We start from the raw sequence: 21389 nt of genomic DNA on the forward strand, positions 1-21389 counted from the left end.
TTTCTCCTTAGAGTTCAATCTCCAAGACAATGGGTGTGTGGTCTTGGCGCGCACCGGAGTCAATCATATCAGACTTGGTCACCTTGTCAGCCACGCGGTTGCTTGTCAGCCAGTAGTCGATTCTCCAGCCTGTATTGTTGATTTTAGAAGTCTTGCTACGTTGTGCCCACCAAGTGTAGCGTTCTGGAACATTGCCATGAACATGACGGAAGGTGTCGGTAAATCCAGTTGCCAAAAGGTTGGTAAATCCAGCACGCTCCTCGTCGGTAAATCCTGGTGAACGGCGGTTGCTGGCAGGGTTTGCAAGGTCGATTTCATTGTGGGCTACGTTGTAGTCACCAGTCGCAAGGACTGGTTTTTCTTTGTCTAGTTCAGCCAAGTACTCTGCATATTTGACATCCCAGACTTGACGTTCTTCCAAGCGTTTGAGACCATCGCCAGCATTTGGTGTGTAAACTTGGGTAACGAAAAATTCATCAAATTCTAGAGTGATGATACGACCTTCCAAGTCCATGGTAGAAGGAGCACCGATTTCTGGGAATCTGATAGTGGGTGTGAGTTCTTTCTTATAGAGGAACATAGTACCAGCATAGCCTTTGCGGGCAGGTTCTTGGGAAGAGCGCCACGTATTTTCGTAGCCTGGGAAGAGTTCCTCTAAAATTTCCAAGTGTTTCTTTGTAGGACCCTTGGCAGAAAGCTTGGTTTCTTGGATAGCGATGATATCAGCATTTTCAGCGACCAAGGTTTGTAGGACTTCTTGGGACAATTTCGCGCGAGCTGAGTCACTAGTTAGGGCTGCGTTGAGGGAATCAATATTCCATGAGATGAGTTTCATAGTATGTACCTTTTCTAGATGTATTTCTTATATTTTATCAAAAAAAAGTAAAGCCAGCGAGTTTCTAGTTTGGAAACTTATTCTTTATATTCTATCCTTAGAAAACAAAAACTCTTGAAACTATTTTGAAAAAAATCTAAATAGTTCTTGTATTTAGAATGGAAAGGTGTATAATGTTATTTAGAAAAACATCTAAATAGAAAGCGAAGTGTACATATATGTCAAATAAGAGAACAATCCTTCTTTTTGTGGTCTTGGCTTATTCCCTTGCTTGGATAATATGGCTGGCACTATGGCTAAGTGGTGTTGGTCTAAATTCTCCATGGAGTCAGCTTGCTAGTATTGTAGCCATGTGGATGCCTGCGCTTGCAGTCTTTCTCTTAGGGAAAATCACGAATCAACCTAGTGGAATCAAATCTAAATTAGTCGTGAATCTCAAGAGTAACTGGCGCTTTTACTTACTAGCTATCTGGTTACCAGCAGTCATCAGTTTTTTAGGAGCAGGACTTTATTTTCTTGTATTCCCTAGCAATTTCAGCCTTGATTTTGAATCTATTCAAGCCATCTTACAAGAAAAAGGTGTCTCTCAATCAGCCATTCCCTTATCTTCCTTGGTCTTGATTCAAATCCTAGCTAGTTTGACCTACGCTCCTTTTCTTAATAGTTTCTTTGCATTGGGAGAGGAAATTGGTTGGCGTTGCTATCTTTACCCAGCTCTAAGAGGACGCTTTTCAATAGTCCATACTCATGTCTTGCTTGGTCTCATTTGGAGTCTTTGGCATCTACCAATCAATTTGCAAGGCTATAATTATGGACTATCTTATTTTGCTTATCCTGTTTTGGGAGTTGTCGCCATGTTTCTATTTTGTTTTAGCGTAGGAATATTGTTGAGCTGGTTGTTGGAAAAGACAGGTTCTATCTGGGCTTCTGCCCTATTTCATGGGGCAATCAATGCAACTGCAGGTATTGGTTCACTCTTTCAATTACCAGGAGAAAAAGTTTCAAGCCTCTTGATTTTAGGCCCACCACCGACAGGAATGCTATCAGTTCTACCTTGCTTAGTCCTAGCCCTACTAATATTACAAAGGGAAAGGAGTCATTATGAGTTTTGCAAATAGCTTTAAAGCCTTATCTCATCCAGTTAGGAGAGAGATTTTGAATTTACTCAAAACAGGTAGATTACCTGCAGGAGAAATTGCCAGTCAATTCGAGTTGACTAGTGCAACTATTTCACATCATCTCACGATTTTGAAAGCAGCGGATTTGATTCATGAAATGAAAGAAAAAAACTTTATTTATTATGAGTTAAATACATCGGTTTTAGAGGATATAATGGTTTGGTTAGCAGATCTGAAAGGAGATCATTTTGATGAAGATAAAAGTCAATAAGAAATTGGTATTATTTACGAGCATTCTCATCCTACTACCTTCCCTTGTAGGTTGTGTTTTCTGGAATCAATTACCAGAGGAGATACCCACTCATTTTAATCTACTGGGTCAAGCAGATGGCTACAATCATAAAATGTCTGCTATCTTTGGATTACCTACTCTCATGCTTTTGATGCATTGGTTGCTTCTATTTTTAATGATTAAGGATCCTAAATCTAGCAATATCAGTTCAAAAATACAAGTTTTGATTTACTGGATTATTCCTTTTGTATCTTGTCTATTAATGATTTCTATCTTTGGAGAATCTTTGGGTTATTCCATGATGAGTGGGCTACTAGCTCAGATTTTTATGGGAGTCGTTATGATCGTAATTGGAAATTATCTACCAAAAACACACCGAAATTATATAATCGGTATTCGACTTCCGTGGACCTTGGAGAGTGATAAAAACTGGAGAAAAACACATCGATTAGCTGGAAAAATTTGGGTGTTAGGAGGATTGTTATTGTTTCTAAATTCCTTTGTACAACTATATGTTTACTGGGTATTCTTCTTGACACTTTTCTTTGTAGTGATAATTCCTAGTGTCTATTCTTATCAATTATCAAAATTAGAATCTTGAAACAGGTATTTGAGTCATTAGTTAGAGAAATTGGTCTGATAAGTCTATTTCCCCAACGTATGGCTTGAAAAATCACTCTCTTTCGTTTATAATGAAGAATGATTTTATGAAAGGGAGTGAAAATAAATGAAATTTTACTCATATGACTATGTGCTTAGCCAAATCAGTCAACAAAATGGCATCATGATTGGCTTTGGAATTGTTCTCCTAGCTATCACAGGATTTTTTGCTTTTAAGGCCTATCGAGATAAAAAGGGGACTAAGTTTCGGGAATTGGTCATGATTTTGGCCTTGACCTTAGTGGCCATGCTTTTGGTGACAATTTCAAAATACCAGACCAATCAAGCCTCTAACAACCAATTTCAAACTTCACTTCATTTCATAGAGGTTGTTTCCAAAGACTTGGGAGTGGATAAATCAGAAGTTTATGTCAATACTTCTGCAGCCACTGATGGAGCGCTTGTCAAGGTAGGTTCAAATGTCTATCGTGCCATGAACGGGAGCCAACCAGACAAGTATCTTTTAGAGAAATTAGAATTGCATCAAACAGACGCTATTGAATTGGTGGAGGTAAACAAATGACACTCAATTATATGGAAATTTTAATCAAACTGGCCTTGGGGCTCTTCTCGCTGGTTTTTGTTATCAATGTGACAGGAAAGGGGAACCTAGCACCTAACTCTGCGACAGACCAAATTCAGAACTATGTTCTCGGTGGTATCATCGGTGGGGTGATTTACAATAGTTCTATCAGTATTCTCCAGTATGCAGTGATTTTGATGATGTGGACGATTTTGGTCTTGACCCTCAAGTGGCTCAATAACAATGTTCGTTTTGTCAAACGCTTGATTGATGGTAAACCGACTCTGCTCATCAAAAATGGGCAGATTGACCCAGAAGCCTGTCGTTCAGTTGGTTTGTCTGCGGCAGATGTTGCTCTCAAACTTCGTAGCCAAGGAATTTTCCAGATGAAGCAAGTTAAACGAGCTGTGCAGGAGCAAAATGGCCAACTCATCGTGGTCCAAATGGGAGATGAAAATCCTAAGTATCCAGTTGTGACTGACGGTGTGATCCAAGTCGATGTCTTGGAATCGATTGGCCGTAGCGAAGACTGGCTGCTTGATAATCTCAGCAAGCAAGGGCATGACAATGTAGCTAACATCTTTATCGCTGAGTATGACAAGGGTGCGGTCACAGTCGTAACCTATGAATAAGAAAAACCTGGGGTCTTGGCCTCAGGTTTCCATTTGCAATCAGAAAGGGATTTTATGTCCATTATTCAAAAACTTTGGTGGTTTTTCAAGTTAGAAAAACGCCGTTATCTAGTCGGAATTGTGGCCCTGGTCTTGGTTTCCGCTCTAAATCTTATTCCACCTATGGTTATGGGGCGGGTTATTGATGCTATCACATCGGGACAATTAACCCAACATGATCTCCTTCTTGACCTATTTTACTTGCTTCTTGCAGCCTTTGGTATGTACTATCTGCGCTATGTTTGGCGTATGTATATCCTCGGGACTTCCTACCGTTTGGGACAGATTATGCGCTCTCGCTTATTTGAGCATTTTACAAAAATGTCTCCAGCTTTTTATCAGACCTATCGGACGGGGGACCTGATGGCGCACGCAACCAATGATATCAATGCCCTAACGCGTTTAGCAGGTGGCGGTGTTATGTCTGCCGTGGATGCCTCTATCACGGCGCTGGTGACCTTGATGACCATGCTCTTTAGCATTTCCTGGCAGATGACCTTGGTTGCCATTCTTCCCTTACCTTTCATGGCTTATGCGACCAGTCGTTTAGGTAGAAAGACACATAAGGCCTTTGGCGAATCACAGACTGCCTTTTCTGAACTCAATAACAAGGTGCAGGAGTCCGTATCAGGTATCAAAGTGACCAAGTCTTTCGGATACCAGGCGGACGAGTTGAAGTCTTTCCAGGCGGTCAATGAATTGACCTTCCAAAAGAACCTCCAAACCATGAAATACGATAGTCTCTTTGACCCCATGGTTCTCTTGTTTGTTGGTTCCTCCTATGTTTTAACCCTCTTGTTTGGCTCCTTGATGGTTCAGAAAGGGCAGATTACAGTCGGAAATCTGGTCACCTTTATCAGTTACTTGGATATGTTGGTCTGGCCTCTTATGGCCATCGGATTCCTCTTTAATATCACCCAGCGAGGGAAGGTTTCTTACCAGCGGATTGAGGAACTTTTGTCTCAGCAATCACCTGTACAAGATCCAGAGTTTCCTTTAGATGGTATTGAAAATGGATGCTTGGAGTACGCCATTGATCGTTTTGCCTTTGAAAATGAGGAGACACTGACGGATATTCACTTTAGTTTGGAAAAAGGGCAAACTCTGGGCTTGGTCGGACAGACAGGCTCTGGGAAAACATCCTTGATTAAACTCCTCTTGCGTGAATACGATGTGGATAAGGGTGCTATTTACCTAAACGGTCATGATATTCGGGACTATCGTCTGACAGACCTTCGCAGTCTCATGGGATATGTTCCTCAGGACCAGTTTCTCTTTGCGACTTCTATCCTCGAGAATGTTCGTTTTGGAAATCCAAGTTTAACAGTTCCACAAGTGGTAGAAGCGACGAAGCTTGCTCAAGTCTATCAAGATATTACAGAGATGCCTCAGGGATTTAATACCATTATCGGTGAAAAAGGGGTCAGCTTATCGGGTGGACAAAAACAACGTTTGGCCATGAGTCGGGCTATGATTTTAGACCCCGATATCTTGATTTTAGATGATTCCTTGTCCGCCGTGGATGCTAAGACAGAGTATGCGATTATCGACAACCTCAAGGAAACGCGCAAGGACAAGACAACCATTATCACAGCTCATCGCCTCAGTGCAGTTGTCCATGCAGATTTGATTTTGGTTCTGCAAAATGGCCAAATCATCGAACGGGGCACACACGATGACTTGCTAGCTCTGGATGGCTGGTATGCCCAAACCTACCAGTCTCAGCAGTTGGAAATGAAAGGAGAAGAAGATGCAGAATAAACGAGAACAATGGGCTGTATTGAAGCGCTTGATGTCCTATCTCAAACCTTATGGACTCCTGACTTTTTTGGCACTCAGTTTTCTCCTAGCAACGACAGTCATTAAAAGTGTTATTCCTCTTGTGGCCTCCCACTTTATCGACCAGTACCTCAGCAATCTTAACCAACTGGCCGTTACCGTTTTACTGGCCTACTATGGCCTTTATATCCTACAAACTCTAGTTCAGTATGTCGGCAATCTTCTCTTTGCGCGCGTGTCTTACAGTATTGTTAGGGATATTCGTCGCGATGCCTTTGCCAATATGGAGAAACTAGGCATGTCTTATTTTGACAAGACGCCAGCAGGCTCCATCGTCTCTCGTTTGACCAATGATACCGAAACCATCAGCGATATGTTTTCGGGGATTTTATCCAGCTTTATCTCAGCAGTTTTCATCTTTCTGACAACCCTTTATACCATGTTGGTGTTGGATTTTCGTTTGACAACCTTAGTCTTGTTCTTTCTCCCCTTGATTTTCCTTTTGGTCAATCTCTATCGGAAAAAGTCAGTCAAGATTATCGAAAAAACTAGAAGTCTCTTGTCGGATATCAATAGTAAGCTGGCAGAGAATATTGAGGGAATCAGGATAATCCAGGCCTTTAATCAAGAGAGGCGCCTGCAGGCAGAATTTGATGAAATCAACCAAGAACACTTGGTCTATGCCAATCGTTCTGTAGCCTTGGATGCCCTCTTTTTGAGACCTGCCATGAGTTTACTGAAACTTATGGGTTATGCTGTCTTGATGGCCTATTTTGGCTACCGTGGTCTTTCTATCGGGATAACGGCCGGAACTATGTATGCCTTTATCCAGTACATCAATCGCCTCTTTGATCCCTTGATCGAGGTGACGCAAAACTTTTCAACCCTTCAAACGTCCATGGTATCTGCAGGGCGTGTATTTGCCTTGATTGACGAGAAGATCTATGAACCTTTTCAAAAAGATGGGCAAGCCAAAGTCCAAGAAGGCAATATCCGTTTTGAACATGTGTGTTTCTCTTATGATGGCAAGCACCAGATTCTGGATGATATTTCCTTTTCCGTTAACAAGGGTGAGACCATTGCTTTTGTGGGGCATACAGGCTCGGGGAAATCTTCCATTATCAATGTCCTCATGCGCTTTTATGAATTTCAGTCAGGGTGGGTCCTCTTGGATGGTGTGGATATCAGGGATTTCAGTCAGGAAGAGCTGAGAAAAAACATCGGGCTGGTCTTGCAAGACCCCTTCCTCTATCATGGAACCATCAAGTCCAATATCGCCATGTACCAAGATCTCAGTGACGAAGAGGTTCAGGCTGCGGCTACCTTTGTCGATGCAGATTCCTTTATCCAAGAACTTCCACAGGGATATGATGCACCTGTGTCTGAGCGTGGTTCGAGCTTTTCAACTGGTCAACGCCAGCTTCTTGCTTTTGCCAGAACAGTCGCTAGTCAGCCTAAAATCCTGATTTTGGATGAAGCGACTGCCAATATTGACTCTGAAACAGAAAGTATGGTTCAAGCTTCTCTGGCGAAGATGAGACAGGGGCGGACAACCATTGCCATTGCCCACCGTCTTTCTACCATCCAAGATGCCAACTGTATCTATGTTTTGGATAAAGGACGCATTATCGAGAGTGGAACCCATGAGGAACTCTTGGCCTTGGGAGGAACCTATCACAAGATGTATAGCTTGCAGGCAGGGGCCATGGCCTAATATTCTTTGATTTTCATTGAGTATGAGAATGAAATCCTTCAAATTACAGATTTCTTTCACCGCCTTTTCCATTTTGTGGTATAATGAAAAATGTTGACAAATAGTATAATAAAAACAAAGGAGAAACAGCATGCTGAAATGGGAAGACTTGCCCGTGGAAATGAAATCAAGCGAGGTTGAGTCTTACTACCAGCTTGTCTCTAAAAGGAAGGGTTCGCTGATTTTCAAGCGTTGCTTGGACTGGGTTTTGGCCTTGGTTGTACTGGTTCTGACCTCTCCCATCTTTCTCATCTTGAGCATTTGGATCAAGTTGGATAGCAAGGGGCCAGTGATTTACAAACAAGAGCGCGTGACCCAGTACAACCGTCGGTTCAAGATTTGGAAGTTCCGTACCATGGTGACGGATGCGGATAAAAAAGGGAGTCTGGTAACTTCTGCTAACGACAGCCGTATTACCAAGGTTGGAAATTTCATCCGCCGTGTGCGTTTGGACGAACTGCCTCAGTTGGTCAATGTCCTTAAAGGCGAAATGTCCTTTGTCGGTACACGTCCTGAAGTGCCACGTTATACAGAACAGTATAGCCCTGAAATGATGGCGACCTTGCTTTTGCCAGCAGGGATTACCTCTCCAGCCAGCATCAACTACAAGGATGAGGACAGCATCATCAGTCAAATGACTGAAAAAGGTCTGTCAGTTGATCAAGCCTATGTAGAACATGTTCTTCCTGAAAAGATGCGCTATAATCTCGCCTATATCCGAGAGTTTAGTTTCCTTGGAGACATCAAAATCATGTTTCAAACCGTGTTTGAAGTGCTAAAATAAAGTAGTCATGAGAAAATGAGTACAGATAAAAGGAGCAAATCGATGCCAAATTACAATATTCCATTTTCACCACCCGATATCACAGAAGCAGAAATTGCTGAAGTAGCGGATACCCTGCGTTCTGGTTGGATTACAACTGGTCCAAAGACAAAAGAACTAGAGCGTCGCTTGTCTCAATATACACAGACACCTAAGACTGTCTGCCTCAATTCTGCGACAGCCGCGCTTGAGTTGATTTTGCGCGTCTTGGAAGTTGGACCTGGTGATGAGGTTATCGTTCCAGCCATGACCTATACAGCTTCATGTAGTGTCATCACACACGTAGGAGCAACCCCTGTCATGGTGGATATTCAAGCAGATACTTTTGAGATGGACTATGACTTGCTTGAGCAAGCTATCACTGAAAAAACCAAGGTGATCATCCCAGTAGAGCTTGCGGGGATTGTTTGCGACTATGATCGTTTGCTCCAAGTCGTGGAGAAAAAACGTGACCTCTTTACTGCTGCAAGCAAGTGGCAAAAAGCCTTTAACCGTATCGTGATTGTTTCTGATAGTGCCCACGCTTTGGGGTCTACTTATAAAGGACAACCAGCTGGATCAATCGCCGACTTTACTTCCTTCTCATTCCACGCAGTTAAGAACTTTACAACTGCGGAGGGAGGAAGTGCGACTTGGAAAGCCAATCCAGCGATTGATGACGAAGAGATGTACAAGGAATTCCAAATCCTTTCCCTTCATGGTCAAACTAAGGATGCTCTTGCCAAGATGCAACTGGGCTCATGGGAGTACGATATCGTCACACCAGCCTACAAGTGCAATATGACTGATATCATGGCTTCGCTTGGTTTGGTACAATTGGACCGTTACCCTGGTTTGCTAGAGCGTCGTAAAGACATCGTGGACCGTTATGATCGTGGTTTTGCAGGTTCTTGCATTCGTCCATTGGCACACAAGACTGATAGTGTCGAATCTTCACGCCACCTCTACATCACCCATGTAGAAGGAGCAAGTTTAGAAGAACGCAACCTCATCATCCAAGAATTGGCCAAAGCAGGAATTGCAAGTAACGTCCACTACAAACCGCTTCCGCTCTTGACAGCCTATAAGAATCTTGGTTTTGATATGGCAGATTATCCAAGAGCCTATGCCTTCTTTGAAAATGAAATTACCCTTCCTCTTCACACTAAATTAAGCGATGAAGAAGTGGACTATATCATTGAGACTTTCAAAACAGTTTCTGAAAAAGTGCTAACTTTATCAAAAAAATCGTAAAAAAGTCTTGACAAAGAAAAAACAAAGTATTAAAATAAGTTCAATAAATCAGAAAAGTAACTATTTTTGATCTTCAGGGAGCCTGTGGTGATTGTGAACAGGTGGTTGGAAGTAGTGAAAGTGGGCTGATTTTAAAAATGAATTTGAAACAATGAAAATTCGGTGCGCACACCTTACAGTGCAACTTGTTGTTAGACAAGGTAGAGATGTAAAGGGGATAGTCCCTTTATAATTGAGGTGGCACCGCGTTACTAACGCCCTCACACGGATTTAATTCTGTGTGTGGGCGTTTTTCTATCCGTCATTTTGTTTATCTTTTATTAGGGCGTTAAGTCGCTTTGATGAACTTGAGTTCTATCTGCAGCTCCTTGCCTACTACTAAAAGCAAACAAAAAGGCCGGATTCATACGGAAAGAGGAAAATTTTTATGACAACTAAAGGTTATTTTGGACAATTTGGTGGTAGTTTTGTACCGGAGCCGATTCAGGCTTTGTTGGATGAGTTGGAAGTGACATTTGACAAGTACAAGGATGATCCAGAGTTTTTGGCAGAGTTTCGCCATTACTTAAAAGACTATTCAGGTCGCGAAACACCGCTCTATTTTGCGGAAAGTTTGACAGACCACCTAGGTGGCGCTAAGATTTATCTCAAGCGCGAAGATCTTAACCATCTGGGTTCTCACAAGCTTAATAACGTTTTAGGACAAATTCTTCTTGCTAAACGTATGGGCAAAAAACGAGTGATCGCAGAAACAGGAGCTGGTCAACATGGTGTTGCGACAGCAGCGGCTGCAGCCAAGTTTGGTATGGCCTGTGATGTCTACATGGGGGCAGAGGATGTGGAACGTCAACGTCTCAATGTCTTCCGAATGGAGATGATGGGAGCAACTGTTCACGCAGTTGAAACAGGGACTCGTACCCTTAAGGATGCGGTTGATGCAGCCTTTGGAGCATGGATGAATGACCTTGAAGCCTTCTACGTTTTGGGATCTGCCGTAGGCCCTCATCCTTATCCTACAATTGTTCATGAGTTCCAAAAGGTCATCAGTGAAGAATCTCGTCGTCAAATCTTAGAAAAAGAAGGTCGTTTACCAGACTACGTTATTGCCTGTGTAGGTGGTGGTTCCAATGCTATCGGTGCTTTTTCACAATATGTGGCTGATGAAGAAGTCAAATTGGTTGGGGTCGAAGCTGCTGGTCATGGACTTGATACAGACAAGCACGCAGCTACTATGACAAAAGGTAGTATCGGAATTGTCGACGGTATGAAGACCTATGCAGTCTTTAAGGAAGATGGAGAGCTGGCTCCAGTTTACTCTATCTCAGCTGGTTTGGACTATCCAGGGGTTGGCCCAGAACACGCCTACTTTAAAGATTCTGGTCGCGTGGAATATGTGGCAGCGACAGATGAAGAAGCTGTTCAAGCCCTGCTCCTTCTAAGCAAGACAGAAGGAATTATCCCAGCGATTGAAAGTTCGCACGCTATCGCAGAAGCGGTTAAACGTGCACCAAAACTAAGTAAAGACGACATTATCATCATCAATGTCTCTGGTCGTGGAGACAAGGACGTAGCTGCAATTGCAGACTACCTAGAAGCTAAAAAATAATAGATGGAAAAATTACAGTCCTTTCTCTCACAGAGAGCTTGTGGTTGCTGGAAACAAGCAGAGAAAGTTGTAAGGTTGGGTCCATCTGAAACGAGAGAAGAAAACATAATTCTCAAGGGAGTGCCCTTTATCGCACAGCCTGTTACAGGAGGTATCTGAGACAGGAATGAGAGATAGGAGAAATCCTATAATTGAGGTGGCACCGCGAATTTCGTCCTCACGCAAGTTATTTTGCGTGGGGATTTTTCATACAGTCGCCACGGACTAGAAGTAGAACTGAAAGGGAAATTACAATGGAACGAATCATTCATGGAGATGTCTTATCACCAATCTTGGCTTATATGCGCCTAAAGGGGCAACACAAGGTTATCTTAGAGAGTATTCCGAGAGACAAGGAAACCGCTCGTTTTTCTATCTTAGCCTATAATCCTGTTTTTGAGATTAAGTTTGAAAATGGGGTACTTTATCAAAATGGTCAAGTGATTGATCGGGATCCTTTGGATTTCCTTTATGAAGTGACTCATAAGAGCCAGCACCATTCAGATCTACCTTTTGGTGGGGGAGCTATTGGCTTTGTCGGTTACGATATGATTTCTCTTTATGAAGAAATCGGTCAAATCCCTGAGGATACAATTGGAACGCCAGACATACATTTCTTTGTTTATGAGAGCTACATGGTTTTTGACCACAAGAAGGAAAAAATCCATGTTATCGAGGATGCTCTTTATAGCAATCGCAGTCAAGAAGACTTGGAAAAAGCCTTGAACCAAGTGCTTGAGGAATTACGCATCCCTGCTCCAAATGAATTTGAAGACTTGGATTTATCTCCGCTGGACTTCAAACCGCATATTGCCCCTCAGAAGTTTGAAGAAATGGTGGAAACCGCTCGTGACTTGATTCGTAACGGGGATATGTTCCAATGTGTACTCAGTCAACGCTTCTCAGCAGAAGTTACTGGCAATCCATTTGACTTCTACAGAAATCTTCGCGTGACCAATCCATCTAATTACCTCTATTTCTATGACTTTGGGGGTTATCAAATCATCGGAGCTAGTCCTGAAAGTTTGGTTTCAGTTAAAAATGGCATCGTGACAACCAATCCGATTGCAGGTACACGACCAAGAGGAGCTACGGATGAAGAGGATAAGACCTTGGCAACAGACCTCCTCTCTGATGAGAAGGAAACAGCAGAACATCGGATGTTGGTAGACTTGGGACGCAATGATATCGGCCGCATCTCTGAAACGGCCAGTGTCCAAGTCACCAAGTATATGGAAGTGGAGCTCTTCCGCTATGTTATGCATTTGACCAGTGTGGTGAAAGGGCGTTTGCTTCCAGAACTCACTGCTATGGATGCCTTGAAATCAACACTTCCAGCTGGAACAGTTTCAGGAGCACCAAAGATTCGAGCTATGAGACGCATCTATGAACTGGAAACGGAAAAACGGGGTGTATACGCAGGAGCAATTGGCTACTTGTCTGCGACGGGTGATATGGACTTCGCCATTGCCATCCGAACTATGATTCTCAAAAATCAAACAGCCTATGTGCAGGCTGGGGCAGGGATTGTCTATGACTCTATCGCAAAAAACGAATACCAGGAAACCATTAACAAGGCTAAATCTATGACTAGAATTGGAGAACTAAGACTATGATTTTATTGATTGACAACTATGATTCTTTTACCTATAACTTGGCGCAGTACATTGGGAATTTTGCAGAAGTGCAGGTCTTGAGAAATGATGATCCTAAGCTGTATGAAGAAGCTGAAAAAGCAGATGGTCTGGTCTTTTCTCCTGGTCCTGGTTGGCCAGTTGATGCTGGAAAGATGGAAGATATGATTCGTGACTTTGCAGGCAAGAAACCGATTCTAGGGATTTGTTTGGGTCACCAAGCCATCGCAGAAGTCTTTGGTGGGAAGTTAGGCTTGGCACCAAAAGTCATGCATGGGAAACAGAGCAATATCAGCTTTGAAGCGCCATCTGTTTTGTATCAAGGCATTGAGGATGACCGTGCGGTCATGCGTTACCATAGTATTTTGATTGAAGAAATGCCAGAAGACTTTGAAGTGACAGCTCGTTCGACTGATGACCAGGCCATTATGGGAATTCAACACAAAACACTTCCAATTTATGGCTTCCAGTACCATCCAGAAAGTATCGGAACGCCAGATGGCTTGTCTTCTATTCGGAATTTTATCGAAAAGGTTGTAAAGTGAGGAAACTAGGATGAAAGAGATTATTGAAAAATTAGCAAAATTTGAAAATTTATCAGGTGTGGAAATGACGGACGTCATTGAGCGTATCGTAACTGGACGTGTAACAGAGGCACAGATTGCTTCTCTCCTTTTGGCTCTTAAGATGAAGGGGGAAACACCTGAAGAACGCACTGCCATTGCCCAAGTCATGAGAGGGCATGCTCAACATATTCCAACTGAGATTCATGATGCCATGGACAACTGTGGTACAGGTGGGGACAAGTCCTTCAGCTTTAACATTTCGACAACTGCAGCCTTTGTCTTGGCTGGTGGTGGTGTTCACATGGCCAAGCACGGTAACCGTTCGATTTCTTCTAAATCTGGTTCTGCGGATGTCCTCGAAGCCTTGGGTATCAATCTAGACCTCAAACCAGCTGAACTAGGTAAGGTATTTGATAAAACTGGCATCGTCTTTCTCTTTGCTAAAAATATGCACCCAGCCATGAAATACATCATGCCAGCTCGTTTGGAACTAGGAATTCCAACGATCATGAACTTGACTGGTCCACTTATTCACCCAATGGCTTTGGAAACTCAGCTTCTTGGGATTAGTCGTCCAGAACTGCTAGAAAGTACAGCTCAGGTTTTGAAAAACATGGGTCGCAAACGTGCCATCGTGGTTGCTGGACCAGAAGGTCTTGATGAAGCTGGCTTGAACGGAACAACCAAGATTGCTCTTCTTGAAAATGGCGAAATCACCTTGTCAAGCTTTACTCCAGAAGATCTGGGGATGGAACGCTACGCTATCGAAGATATCCGTGGTGGCAATGCTCAGGAAAATGCAGAAATTTTGCTTAGCGTTCTTAAAAATGAACCAAGTCCATTCTTGGAAACTACAGTCTTAAATGCTGGTCTTGGTTTCTATGCTAATAGTAAGGTAGCTAGTATCAAGGAAGGAGTTGCCTTGGCCCGTCAAGTGATTGCTAGTGGCAAGGCCCTTGAAAAACTCAGACTGTTACAGGAGTACCAAAAATGAGTCAGGAATTTTTAGCACGAATTTTGGAGCAGAAGGCGCGTGAGGTTGAGCAGATGGAGCTGGAGGAAATCCAGCCCCTGCGTCAGACCTATCGCTTGGCTGACTATCTAAAACAACACAAAGACCGTTTACAGGTAATCGCTGAAGTCAAGAAGGCTAGCCCTAGTCTGGGAGATATCAATCTCGATGTGGATATTGTGCAACAGGCCCAGACTTATGAAGCAAATGGCGCAGTGATGATTTCGGTTTTAACAGATGAGGTTTTCTTTAAAGGACATTTGGATTATCTACGAGAGATTTCCAGTCAGGTAAACATTCCGACGCTCAACAAGGACTTTATTATCGATGAAAAGCAAATCATCCGTGCTCGCAATGCCGGTGCGACAGTTATCTTGCTCATTGTGGCTGCCTTGTCAGAAGAACGTCTCAAGGAACTCTACGACTACGCGACAGAGCTTGGTCTAGAAGTCTTGGTGGAGACTCACAATCTAGCTGAACTAGAAGTGGCCCACAGACTTGGTGCTGAGATTATTGGGGTTAATAATCGCAATTTGACCACCTTTGAAGTCGACTTGCAGACCAGTGTAGATTTGGCCCAGCACTTTGAAGAAGGTCGCTATTACATTTCTGAATCTGCTATTTTCACAGGGCAGGATGCGGAACGAGTAGCACCATACTTTAACGGAATTTTGGTGGGAACAGCTCTCATGCAGGCAGAGGATGTAGCCCAGAGAATCAAGGAGTTGCAGATTGACAAAGGTTAAGATTTGTGGACTATCTACCAAAGAAGCGGTGGAAACAGCCGTTTCAGCAGGAGCAGACTACATCGGTTTTGTCTTCGCACCTAGTAAGAGACAGGTGACCTTGGAAGAGGCTGCCGAGCTGGCAAAGCTCATTCCTTCAGATGTAAAAAAGGTTGGTGTATTTGTTTCACCAAGTCGGGCAGAATTGCTAGAAGCGATTGAAAAAGTTGGATTGGACTTGGTTCAAGTTCACAGTCAGGTGGCAGATGATTTGTTTGAGAATTTGCCTTGTGCCAGTATTCAGGCTGTGCAGGTGGATGGAGAGGGTCATGTCCCCAATTCTCAGGCAGATTATCTACTCTTTGATGCCCCTGTGGCAGGGAGTGGTCAGACCTTTGACTGGGGCCAACTGGATACGACAGGACTAGCTCAGCCATTTTTTATCGCAGGTGGGCTTAAGGAAGACAATGTAGCAAAAGCAATTCAACACTTTACTCCCTATGCAGTCGATGTATCGAGCGGAGTGGAGACAGATGGACAAAAAGATCAGGAAAAGATTAGAAGATTTATAGAGAGGGCAAAGAATGGCATATCAAGAACCAAATAAAGATGGATTTTACGGAAAATTCGGCGGACGTTTTGTCCCAGAAACATTGATGACGGCAGTTTTGGAGTTGGAGAAGGCTTATCGTGAAAGTCAGGCAGACCCAAGTTTCCAAGAGGAATTGAACCAACTTTTGCGCCAGTATGTGGGACGTGAAACTCCTCTTTACTACGCAAAAAACTTGACCCAGCATATCGGCGGAGCCAAGATTTATCTCAAACGGGAAGACCTTAACCATACAGGGGCTCACAAGATTAACAATGCCTTGGGACAAGTTCTTCTGGCTAAACGCATGGGCAAAAAGAAAATCATCGCTGAAACTGGTGCTGGTCAGCACGGTGTAGCAACTGCAACAGCTGCGGCCCTCTTTAACATGGAATGTACCATCTACATGGGTGAGGAAGATGTTAAACGCCAAGCCCTCAATGTCTTCCGTATGGAGCTTTTGGGTGCCAAGGTCGAGGCCGTGACAGATGGTTCGCGCGTGCTCAAGGACGCGGTCAATGCAGCCCTTCGTTCATGGGTGGCAAATATCGATGATACCCACTATATCCTTGGTTCTGCCTTAGGACCTCATCCATTCCCAGAAATCGTTCGTGACTTCCAAAGTGTCATCGGTCGAGAAGCCAAACAACAGTACCGTGACTTGACAGGCCAAGATTTACCAGATGCCCTAGTAGCCTGTGTCGGTGGTGGTTCTAATGCCATTGGTCTCTTCCATCCATTTGTAGAAGATGAGTCAGTAGCCATGTATGGGGCTGAGGCAGCAGGACTTGGTGTGGATACAGAGCACCACGCAGCGACCTTGACCAAGGGACGTCCAGGTGTCCTCCACGGTTCTCTCATGGATGTGCTCCAAGATGCTCATGGTCAAATTCTTGAAGCCTTCTCTATCTCAGCAGGTTTGGACTATCCTGGTATCGGTCCAGAACACTCTCACTATCATGATATCAAACGTGCCAGCTATGTTCCTGTGACAGACGAGGAAGCTTTGGAAGGATTCCAACTCTTGTCTCGTGTGGAAGGGATTATCCCAGCCTTGGAATCTAGCCATGCCATTGCCTTTGCGGTGAAATTGGCCAAAGAACTCGGCCCAGATAAGTCCATGATTGTCTGCCTATCAGGTCGTGGGGACAAGGATGTGGTCCAAGTCAAAGACCGCTTGGAAGCAGATGCAGCAAAGAAGGGAGAAGCTCATGCCTAAGACATTAACAGAAAAATTAAATGCTATCAAAGCAGCTGGAAAGGGAATTTTTGTTCCCTATATCATGGCTGGAGACCACGAGAAAGGTTTGGATGGACTCGCTGAAACAATCCACTTTTTAGAAGATTTGAATGTCTCTGCCATTGAAGTGGGCATTCCCTTTTCAGACCCTGTTGCAGATGGACCTGTTATCGAAGAAGCAGGCTTGCGCAGTCTAGCTCATGGGACTTCTACCCAGGCTTTGGTTGAAACCTTGAAAACCATTCAAACAGAAGTTCCACTGGTCATTATGACCTACTTTAACCCCCTTTTTCAGTACGGTGTTGAGAAATTTGTCAAAGATTTGGCAGATACAGCGGTTAAGGGCTTGATTATCCCAGACCTGCCTCATGAACATGCCAACTTTGTGGAGCCCTTTTTGGCAGATACAGATATTGCCTTGATTCCCCTAGTTAGCTTGACAACAGGACTTGAGCGACAGAAAGAGTTGATTGAAGGGGCAGAAGGCTTTGTCTATGCCGTTGCCATCAATGGGGTGACAGGGAAGTCAGGAAATTACCGTGCAGACTTGGACAAGCACTTGGCGCAATTGCATCAAGTAGCTGACATTCCAGTCTTGACAGGTTTTGGTGTATCAAGTCAAGCTGATGTGGAACGTTTCAATGCGGTGTCAGATGGCGTGATCGTCGGTTCGAAAATCGTAAAAGCTCTCCACCAAGGAGAGCCGATTGAGGACTTTATCAAACAAGCAGTAGCTTACCAAAAATAATCAAACAAGCAGCGAGTAAGAGGAAAGGCACGAAAGGAAGTCTTTCCTTTTTCTTTTGCAGGAGAAAGGCTAGGATGCCTGTTGCAGAAGCGAACTGAATCAAGATCAGTAGTTCAGTCGCACTAAATACGAGAGCGCAAGAAGCTAGAAAGAGAAAATCCCCTGCGCCCATGCGGATATCGATAAAATGAGCCAAAATTCCAAGGATAAGGAAGAAGACCATGACCAGATTCCAGCCAGAGCAGACCATTAGGATTAGGTGGAAAGTCATCCAGACTAGTAAGGGATATTCCTGATGGCGAAAGTCGTAGATGCCCAAGGTCAAGCCAGCAGTGATGAGGATGACTTGTCCTATGGAAATCCAGCCCCATGACCAAGTCAGAAAGAGAAGTCCCAAGCCTAGTTCAAAGAGGGCATACCAGACAGGATAGCGAGCCTTGCAGTAGTGACAGCGAAAGCGACCAATTACTTGAGAGAGAATAGGAATCAAATCTAACGGACGCAAGCGAGTCTGACAGGCATCGCAGTGACTAGCCGGATGGATAATGGATTGCTCAGGAAAACGGTCAATGACCAGACCAAGAAAGGAAGCGATAATGCTCCCGACAAGAAAAAAATAAATATCAATCATACTTATCTATTCGTAAAAAATAGGAGAAGTAGTATAATGGAGAAATATAGATAAGGTGGTGAGGTCAAGATGACAATTCGTTTTGAAGAAAAGGTGAGCAGAGAAAACGCTCAGCTCGTATGCCAATGGTCCAACTCCCTTGGCAAAGCTTTTCAAGAACAATGGATGGGACCAAAGATTCCTTTTCCACTGACCCTTCAAGCCTTGCAAGATTTAGAAGGAGTTTTTTCAATCTTTGAAGGACAAGAGTTTGTGGGGCTTGTCCAGAAAATCAGGCTAGAAGACAGGAATCTTCATATAGGGAGATTTTTTATCAATCCCCAGAAACAGGGTCAGGGCTTAGGTAGCCAGGCTTTAAGGAAATTTGTTAGTTTGGCCTTTGAAAATGAAGACATAGATACTATTTCTCTAAATGTCTTCGAGGCAAATCAAGCAGCCAAGCACCTCTATCAAAAAGAAGGATTTGAAATCGTAGAAATCATTGAGTCACCCGAACGGAAATACATCATGAAAAAGAGTAGATAAAAAGTTTCCAACTATATGAATTGGAAACTTTTACTACTTTTAGCAACTAATTATCTTGCGCTAAAAACTCTGAAATCAAAACTTCTTGACTAATTGTTTCAGCTAAAGCTTGTTTAAAAGCTAATTTTCCTAAAGAATAGGATTTGTGGTCTATGGTTGGGAGTTTCAACAGTTGTCCAACTAATAAATGTTCCTGCCCAATCATATAGGGATATATTTTCCCACTTTCTTCATATCCTTTTATAAGCCCCGCAGCAACTTCATCGCTTGTAGCTAAAATACCGTCAATACGAGCATCGTTTATCAATTGATACGATAGGTTCAGGCCATCATTAAAATCATGAATATTTCCAAATACTGCATGTGGAGTCGATTGTTGCCCATAAACATGGTGATAAGCTAATAGTGCTGATTGATATGTGGCAGATGATTCATTGTTTCTGGAAAATAACAATACTAACTGTTTCAGCCCTCGTGCTTTCATGGCAGAAAAAGCATCCACAAATGAAGAGTAGCGGTCAAGGTAAGCATAGGACAAGAGATTAGATTCCTGCAATTTTTCACAAACGACTATTCGTCCATATTTTGCATAAGTTTCAATAATCTCAAGGCTAATTGCTCTTGAAGTGAAGATTAGAGCATCAATAGCTTCCATTTTGAGTTGCTTCAGATAGGAAATTTCTAATTCTTGATTGTAATCTGAAGGCATCATGACAAGTTGATAGTCGCTAGCTTTAGCAGCATCTAGGAGGCCATTTATTAATTGTGTAAAATAAGGGTGGCGTGTATGTGGGATGACGACACCTATTTTTTGTGTTTTTCCTCGACTTAAATCCCGAGCCAGCTGATTAGGCATATAATCCAATTCAGCGATAAGATCCATAACTTTTTGTCGTGTTTCATCAGAAACATAAGGATGGTGATTGATAACACGAGAAACTGTTGATTTAGCCACACCTGCTTTTTTAGCTATATCACTAATACTTGTCATTATTGGGCTCCTACTTTAAAAATTCATGAATCCCATATCCTACCCCATCTTCATCATTAGATTTCGTTATTTTATAAGCTATCTCTTTGATGTCATCAAAGGCATTATCCATCACAATAGGGTAACCAACCATTTCAAGCATAGGCAAATCATTATGTCCATCACCAAATGCAGCCGTTTCTTCTTTAGCTAACTGCTCTTTTCGAAGGACATGAGCAATTCCCTTAGATTTTTTAGCTGAGAGATGTGTAATTTCAAGATATGCTTTACCTGAACGTTGAATCGTAATTTGGGGTAAGTATAAACTTTGAAGATACTTCTCTAATTCTCGAATCATTTCCTCATCAAAAGAAATCATCATAATTTTAAAAGTATTTGCCCGGCCTTCTAAAAACTGTTCTTCAGTCTCAATAAGTGTTGGATTTTGATGAGTTAAACTCTGTTCGTATAGGATTCCTACATCTATTTTATCACAATACCAGTTATTCATATCGTAATAAGATAAACTAACTTTTGGAAAATGCTGGCGTATTCCTCTTAACAACTGTTTTACTGTTTTATTTTTAATAGTTTGTACATGAATAGGTTGAACTTGATGATGATTTCCTATTGTATAAATTAATCCTCCGTTAAAAGCTACTTGAACTCCTTTCAGTTGAAGAGCATCGATGGCATCCTTCATTTCCATTGGTGCTCTAGCAGATACCAAAGTTATAGGAATTCCTGCTTCACGGATCAAGGCTGCGTTACTATCACTGACCTGTCCTTTACTATTTAATAATGTACCATCCATGTCACAAAAAATACGTTTGATGTTCATAATATTTACCTCTCTTTCTTTTGAAAACAGTATAAACCATGGAACGCGTTCCATGTCAAGCTTAATTTCAAAGTTTTTTGAGAAAATAAATCCTAGATGACCAACTTGCTCTGTAGGTTGCTTGCTCATGTAATGGGTCACAAAAATATAAAACAGGTAACAGAAACATATAGTCATCTTTTGAAAGAGAAGAAAGAAAAAGAACATCCGATTATTCGAAACATTTTAAGTGAGTATCCGTTGGTAGAACAAAAGTAGAACAGATACGAAAAAAAGCCTTGAAACCAGGCTCTATAATATTTGTAGTGGGTAAATCCCCTATAGATATTATGGAGCCTATTTTTGTGTAGAAAAAAAGTCCCATATGACCTATAATGAAAAGCGACCAAACAACTCATTAGAAAGATTCATATGGAACAATTACATTTTATCACAAAACTACTCGATATCAAAGACCCAAATATCCAATTTATGGATATCATCAATAGGGATACACACAAAGAAATCATCGCTAAACTGGATTATGAAGGCCCCATCTTGCCCTGATTGTAGAAGTCAAATGAAGAAATATGACTT

Annotated in this window: 22 protein-coding genes, 1 pseudogene and 2 other annotated features; of the genes and pseudogenes, 19 read left to right on the top strand and 4 right to left on the bottom strand. The window is 42.6% G+C overall.

What is annotated here, in order from left to right:
* Positions 1 to 7 precede the first annotated feature (7 nt).
* A complete protein-coding gene (locus SK642_RS02120; protein WP_033683164.1) occupies positions 8 to 835 on the bottom strand; it encodes an exodeoxyribonuclease III in 828 nt (275 codons plus the stop codon).
* Between the two features lie 218 nt (positions 836 to 1053).
* Between SK642_RS02120 and SK642_RS02125 the strand changes: the two genes are divergently transcribed.
* The 17 genes from SK642_RS02125 (at position 1054) to trpA (ending at position 17846) form a co-directional block, all read left to right on the top strand.
* Complete coding sequence (locus tag SK642_RS02125) at positions 1054 to 1953, top strand: CPBP family intramembrane glutamic endopeptidase (RefSeq protein WP_033683165.1); 900 nt, start codon at positions 1054 to 1056, stop codon at positions 1951 to 1953.
* Positions 1937 to 2224 (top strand): autorepressor SdpR family transcription factor, encoded by a 288-nt coding sequence (locus SK642_RS02130; protein ID WP_033683166.1) that lies wholly within the window; start codon positions 1937 to 1939, stop codon positions 2222 to 2224. The genes SK642_RS02125 and SK642_RS02130 overlap by 17 nt, the downstream gene beginning before the upstream one ends.
* Positions 2205 to 2846: an SdpI family protein gene (locus tag SK642_RS02135; protein ID WP_080708902.1), complete on the top strand. Its 642-nt coding sequence runs from the start codon at positions 2205 to 2207 to the stop codon at positions 2844 to 2846. Before SK642_RS02130 ends, SK642_RS02135 begins: the two co-directional genes overlap by 20 nt.
* Positions 2847 to 2972: 126 nt before the next feature.
* On the top strand, positions 2973 to 3428 hold the full coding sequence (locus SK642_RS02140) for a DUF3290 family protein (RefSeq protein WP_020900359.1): 456 nt from the start codon (positions 2973 to 2975) through the stop codon (positions 3426 to 3428).
* Positions 3425 to 4060 carry a DUF421 domain-containing protein gene (locus SK642_RS02145; protein ID WP_033683167.1) on the top strand — a complete coding sequence of 212 codons (636 nt, stop codon included), beginning with the start codon at positions 3425 to 3427 and terminating at the stop codon, positions 4058 to 4060. The genes SK642_RS02140 and SK642_RS02145 overlap by 4 nt, the downstream gene beginning before the upstream one ends.
* A gap of 54 nt (positions 4061 to 4114) precedes the next feature.
* On the top strand, positions 4115 to 5860 hold the full coding sequence (locus SK642_RS02150) for an ABC transporter ATP-binding protein (protein WP_033683168.1): 1746 nt from the start codon (positions 4115 to 4117) through the stop codon (positions 5858 to 5860).
* Positions 5850 to 7592 carry an ABC transporter ATP-binding protein gene (locus SK642_RS02155; protein WP_033683169.1) on the top strand — a complete coding sequence of 581 codons (1743 nt, stop codon included), beginning with the start codon at positions 5850 to 5852 and terminating at the stop codon, positions 7590 to 7592. Before SK642_RS02150 ends, SK642_RS02155 begins: the two co-directional genes overlap by 11 nt.
* 130 nt (positions 7593 to 7722) lie before the next feature.
* A complete protein-coding gene (locus tag SK642_RS02160; protein WP_033683170.1) occupies positions 7723 to 8415 on the top strand; it encodes a sugar transferase in 693 nt (230 codons plus the stop codon).
* 42 nt (positions 8416 to 8457) lie between these two features.
* Complete coding sequence (locus tag SK642_RS02165) at positions 8458 to 9687, top strand: DegT/DnrJ/EryC1/StrS family aminotransferase (protein WP_033683171.1); 1230 nt, start codon at positions 8458 to 8460, stop codon at positions 9685 to 9687.
* 34 nt (positions 9688 to 9721) lie between these two features.
* Positions 9722 to 9952 (top strand) — a binding site (T-box leader).
* A gap of 162 nt (positions 9953 to 10114) precedes the next feature.
* On the top strand, positions 10115 to 11293 hold the full coding sequence (gene trpB / locus SK642_RS02170) for a tryptophan synthase subunit beta (protein ID WP_000208439.1): 1179 nt from the start codon (positions 10115 to 10117) through the stop codon (positions 11291 to 11293).
* Positions 11284 to 11515: a binding site (T-box leader), on the top strand. (Overlaps the previous gene by 10 nt.)
* A 71-nt stretch (positions 11516 to 11586) precedes the next feature.
* On the top strand, positions 11587 to 12948 hold the full coding sequence (gene trpE, locus SK642_RS02180) for an anthranilate synthase component I (protein ID WP_033683173.1): 1362 nt from the start codon (positions 11587 to 11589) through the stop codon (positions 12946 to 12948).
* Positions 12945 to 13511, top strand: a complete 567-nt coding sequence (locus tag SK642_RS02185; RefSeq protein WP_033683174.1) for an aminodeoxychorismate/anthranilate synthase component II — start codon at positions 12945 to 12947, stop codon at positions 13509 to 13511. Before trpE ends, SK642_RS02185 begins: the two co-directional genes overlap by 4 nt.
* 10 nt (positions 13512 to 13521) lie before the next feature.
* On the top strand, positions 13522 to 14526 hold the full coding sequence (gene trpD, locus SK642_RS02190; RefSeq protein WP_033683175.1) for an anthranilate phosphoribosyltransferase: 1005 nt from the start codon (positions 13522 to 13524) through the stop codon (positions 14524 to 14526).
* Complete coding sequence (gene trpC / locus SK642_RS02195; protein ID WP_033683176.1) at positions 14523 to 15290, top strand: indole-3-glycerol phosphate synthase TrpC; 768 nt, start codon at positions 14523 to 14525, stop codon at positions 15288 to 15290. Before trpD ends, trpC begins: the two co-directional genes overlap by 4 nt.
* Positions 15277 to 15876 (top strand): phosphoribosylanthranilate isomerase, encoded by a 600-nt coding sequence (locus SK642_RS02200; RefSeq protein ID WP_033683177.1) that lies wholly within the window; start codon positions 15277 to 15279, stop codon positions 15874 to 15876. Before trpC ends, SK642_RS02200 begins: the two co-directional genes overlap by 14 nt.
* On the top strand, positions 15854 to 17077 hold the full coding sequence (trpB, locus tag SK642_RS02205) for a tryptophan synthase subunit beta (protein ID WP_000331265.1): 1224 nt from the start codon (positions 15854 to 15856) through the stop codon (positions 17075 to 17077). The genes SK642_RS02200 and trpB (SK642_RS02205) overlap by 23 nt, the downstream gene beginning before the upstream one ends.
* Complete coding sequence (gene trpA / locus SK642_RS02210) at positions 17070 to 17846, top strand: tryptophan synthase subunit alpha (protein ID WP_033683178.1); 777 nt, start codon at positions 17070 to 17072, stop codon at positions 17844 to 17846. Before trpB (SK642_RS02205) ends, trpA begins: the two co-directional genes overlap by 8 nt.
* On the opposite strand, the gene SK642_RS02215 is transcribed toward trpA, so the two are convergent.
* A complete protein-coding gene (locus SK642_RS02215; protein WP_033683179.1) occupies positions 17818 to 18477 on the bottom strand; it encodes a prepilin peptidase in 660 nt (219 codons plus the stop codon). The two genes, trpA and SK642_RS02215, sit on opposite strands and share 29 nt — an antisense overlap.
* Before the next feature lie 69 nt (positions 18478 to 18546).
* Between SK642_RS02215 and SK642_RS02220 the strand changes: the two genes are divergently transcribed.
* The gene (locus SK642_RS02220; RefSeq protein ID WP_033683180.1) at positions 18547 to 19002 is read left to right on the top strand and encodes a GNAT family N-acetyltransferase; all 456 of its coding nucleotides are present in this window, start codon (positions 18547 to 18549) and stop codon (positions 19000 to 19002) included.
* A gap of 46 nt (positions 19003 to 19048) precedes the next feature.
* Here SK642_RS02220 and SK642_RS02225 read toward each other — a convergent pair whose 3' ends face one another.
* Positions 19049 to 19993, bottom strand: a complete 945-nt coding sequence (locus SK642_RS02225) for a LacI family DNA-binding transcriptional regulator (protein WP_033683181.1) — start codon at positions 19991 to 19993, stop codon at positions 19049 to 19051.
* 10 nt (positions 19994 to 20003) lie between these two features.
* Positions 20004 to 20813, bottom strand: coding sequence for a Cof-type HAD-IIB family hydrolase (locus tag SK642_RS02230; protein WP_033683185.1), 810 nt, complete (start codon positions 20811 to 20813; stop codon positions 20004 to 20006).
* A 411-nt stretch (positions 20814 to 21224) separates the two neighbouring features.
* Here SK642_RS02230 and SK642_RS10465 point away from each other — a divergent pair.
* Positions 21225 to 21389 (top strand): annotated as a pseudogene (locus tag SK642_RS10465) (ISL3 family transposase); the annotation flags it as partial.

It is taken from the genome of Streptococcus mitis, assembly GCF_000722705.1.
Taxonomy (GTDB): Bacteria; Bacillota; Bacilli; order Lactobacillales; family Streptococcaceae; genus Streptococcus; species Streptococcus mitis_P.